The sequence below is a fragment of the Trebonia sp. genome (assembly GCF_049794275.1).
GTDB lineage: Bacteria > Actinomycetota > Actinomycetes > Streptosporangiales > Streptosporangiaceae > Trebonia.
This window is the reverse complement of record NZ_JBARCR010000188.1, coordinates 1-2,803: the sequence shown is the minus strand read 5'-3', so window position 1 is coordinate 2,803 and position 2,803 is coordinate 1. Positions and strand designations below refer to the sequence as shown.

The 2,803-nt window shown below is 67.1% G+C and carries 2 protein-coding genes; one reads left to right on the top strand and one right to left on the bottom strand.

Annotation, left to right across the window (positions count from 1 at the left end):
* Positions 1-35: 35 nt before the first annotated feature.
* Positions 36-1,439, bottom strand: a complete 1,404-nt coding sequence (locus WA805_RS05370) for an extracellular solute-binding protein (RefSeq protein ID WP_422289417.1) — start codon at positions 1,437-1,439, stop codon at positions 36-38.
* A gap of 228 nt (positions 1,440-1,667) precedes the next feature.
* On the opposite strand from WA805_RS05370, the gene WA805_RS05365 reads away from it, so the two are divergent.
* Positions 1,668-2,711 carry a LacI family DNA-binding transcriptional regulator gene (locus WA805_RS05365; protein ID WP_422270798.1) on the top strand — a complete coding sequence of 348 codons (1,044 nt, stop codon included), beginning with the start codon at positions 1,668-1,670 and terminating at the stop codon, positions 2,709-2,711.
* Positions 2,712-2,803 lie beyond the last annotated feature (92 nt).

Genomic DNA, 2,803 nt, shown 5'->3' with positions numbered 1-2,803 from the left:
ATAAGGAGTCGCCCGAACGAATTCGGCTTCCTGTCCTACGCCCCCGAATTCGCCAGGATCGTGTTGACGTTGGCAGAGGCGGTCTTGAGCAGGGCCGGGATGTCGACGCTCGGCTCGGTCAGCACGGCGAGCATGACCGGGTCAAGCGTCTTGTAGACGGCCTGGGCATCGGTCGGCTCTCCGTCGCCCTTCTCCTGCGCGTTGACGTACGACGTGTACTGCGAGACCGGAATCGTCGCGTACTGAGTACGCAGCTGGTTGACCTTGGTGCCGCTCGCGCCGTCGAACAGTTGGGGCTCGGGGAAGCCGACCGTGAAGCCGTCTGCCTTCTGCCGCTGGAAGTTGAACTGGCCGACGCCGGGCGTCAGGTCCTCGAAGTTGAGCCACTTGACGCCGGCCGCGATCTGCGCCGGGGTGTCCTTCGGGGAGAACATGAAGCTGTTGCCACCCGACAGCGAGCCCGCCGGGGTGCCGGTCAGGCTGGGCAGCGCGCCCATCCCGATGTCACTCAGGTTGCCCTTGTCGGTTGGCACGATCACGTTGTAGATGTCGTCCGGCGCGCCGATGTACATGCCGAGCTTGCCCGCGGCGAACTGCTGCTGCAGCGTGCCCCAGGCCAGGCCCTGGGTGGGGCTCATCGCCTTGTCGGTGAACCGCAGGGTGTGCAGTGCCGTCAGGATCGCCGTGCCGTCGGCGTTATTGAAGTTCGCCGTCGGTGCGGCGCCGCTGTTGTTGACAGTGCTGCCGCCCAGTGCGTCCATGTAGGAGGAGAAGTGCCAGCCGCCGTTGTTGCCCGCGCTGTAGTCGCCCCAGCCCTCGATGCCGTTGCCGAGCTTGGCGATGGCGGTGGCGTCCGTCTCGACCTGCGCCCAGGTAGTCGGCGGCTGGTCGGGGTTGAGGCCCGCCTCGGAGAAGAGCTTCCTGTTGTAGATGAGGCCCTGGGTGTAGTTGGAGGTCGGCAGGCCGTAGAGAGTCGAGCCCGCCTCATCCGCCTTCATCGAGCTCGGCGCGATGTCGTTGAGCAGGGGCACGGTGGTTGTGTTCACGTACTTGGTGATGTTCGCTGCCTGGCCGGCCAGCAGTATCTGGGGCAGGTCAGTGAAATAGGCGTAGTAGAGGTTCGTCTCGGTCCCGGCGCGCAGCATCGCGGTGAACGTCGCCGGTACCGCGTCGCACGGGTAGTTGTAGACGCTGTTGATGGTGATGTTGGGGTTAGCCTTCTCGAAGATGGCTATGTCCTCAATCCACTCCTTGTGCTGCACTGGCTGCTGCGCCGCGGGCGGCGCGCAGTCGATGCTGACGGTCACTTTTCCGCCGGCCGAGGCCGAACCACCGCTAGATGAGCCGCTCGAGCAGGCCGCGACGGCGAGGATCAGGCCCGCCGCGGCGGCGACTCCCGCGAGCGGGCGGTAGCTCGGTCGGTAACGCTGTCTGATCATCGATCGATCCCTTCCTTGGGGCACCGTCACCATTACGAGGAACATACAGAGATCGACATCCGGCGGCAAGATGTTGATGAAAGAATGCAAAGACACAACTTTGTCACGGTGATCCTGGACGCATACCCCGGAAAAGTTCCATCTCGGCGGCCAGGCCAGCCCAGTGCCGCACCATGGGTGACCTGCGTCACGCAAACTTTTGCTGGTAAATGCCGTATCGTTGCGGACATGACGCGAACTCCAGCCCGGCGGCTGGCCGAGGTCGCCAAGAAGGTCGGGGTCAGCGAGGCCACCGTGAGCCGGGTACTCAACGGCAAGGCCGGCGTGTCCGACAGCACGAGGGAAGCGGTCCTCACCGCCCTGGACGTGCTGGGGTATGAGCGCCCCACCCAGCTGCGCGGGCAGCGCGCCCGGCTCATCGGCCTGGTGCTGCCCGAACTGCAGAACCCCATCTTCCCCGCGCTCGCCGAGGTCATCGGCGGCGCGCTAGCGCAGCGCGGGTTCACCCCGGTGCTCTGCACCCGCACCGCCGGCGGCCTGTCCGAGGCCGACTACGTGGACATGCTGCTCGAGCAGCACGCGTCGGGGGTCGTGTTCGCCGGCGGTCACTTCGCCGAGATCGCCGCCCCGCACGACCACTACCGGCTGCTGCACAGCCGCGGCGTCCCCGTCGTGCTCATCAACGCGGCGGTCGACAACCTCGACTTCCCGTGCGTGGCCACCGACGACCTGTCCGCGGCGTCCCAGGCGTTCGGCCACCTCACCGCGCTGGGCCATGAGCGCATCGGGCTGGTGCTCGGCCCTGAGGACCACATGCCGTCGCGGCGGAAGCTGGCCGCGTTCCGCGACCAGGCGGCGCGCGCCGGCCTGACCGTCACGCCGGTGGAACACGCGCTGTTCTCGCTGGAGGGCGGCCAGGCGGCGACTACCCGGATGCTGCGCGAGGGCGTGACCGGCATCATCTGCGCCAGCGACGTGCTCGCGCTCGGCGCGATCCGCGCGGCGCGCCGCACGGGCCTGTCGGTGCCGGGCGACGTCTCGGTCATCGGCTACGACGACTCCGGCTGGCTGAACTGCACCGATCCGCCGCTCACCACGGTCAGGCAGCCGATCGAGCCGATGGGCAAGGCCGCCGTCGCGCTGCTGGTCAACCAGATGGAAAGCCTCGTCGCCCGCCCGGAAGAGCTGCTCTTCGAACCCGAGTTGGTCGTCCGCGGCTCAACCGGCCCCGCCACGGTGCGCCCGCAGGTAAAAGTCACGGCAATCAGCTGACACCCGGCTGCAAAAAGCCGAGGTATCCGCCGCATACGGGAATCCTTATCCCGAACGGGCCCGTACTTTCTCCCGGCTGGTCCAGCTGACTC

Excerpts from the sequence above, each read along its gene's own strand:
- WA805_RS05370 (WP_422289417.1), bottom strand. The coding sequence starts at position 1,439 with ATGATCAGACAGCGTTACCGACCGAGCTACCGCCCGCTCGCGGGAGTC.
- WA805_RS05365 (WP_422270798.1), top strand. The coding sequence starts at position 1,668 with ATGACGCGAACTCCAGCCCGGCGGCTGGCCGAGGTCGCCAAGAAGGTC.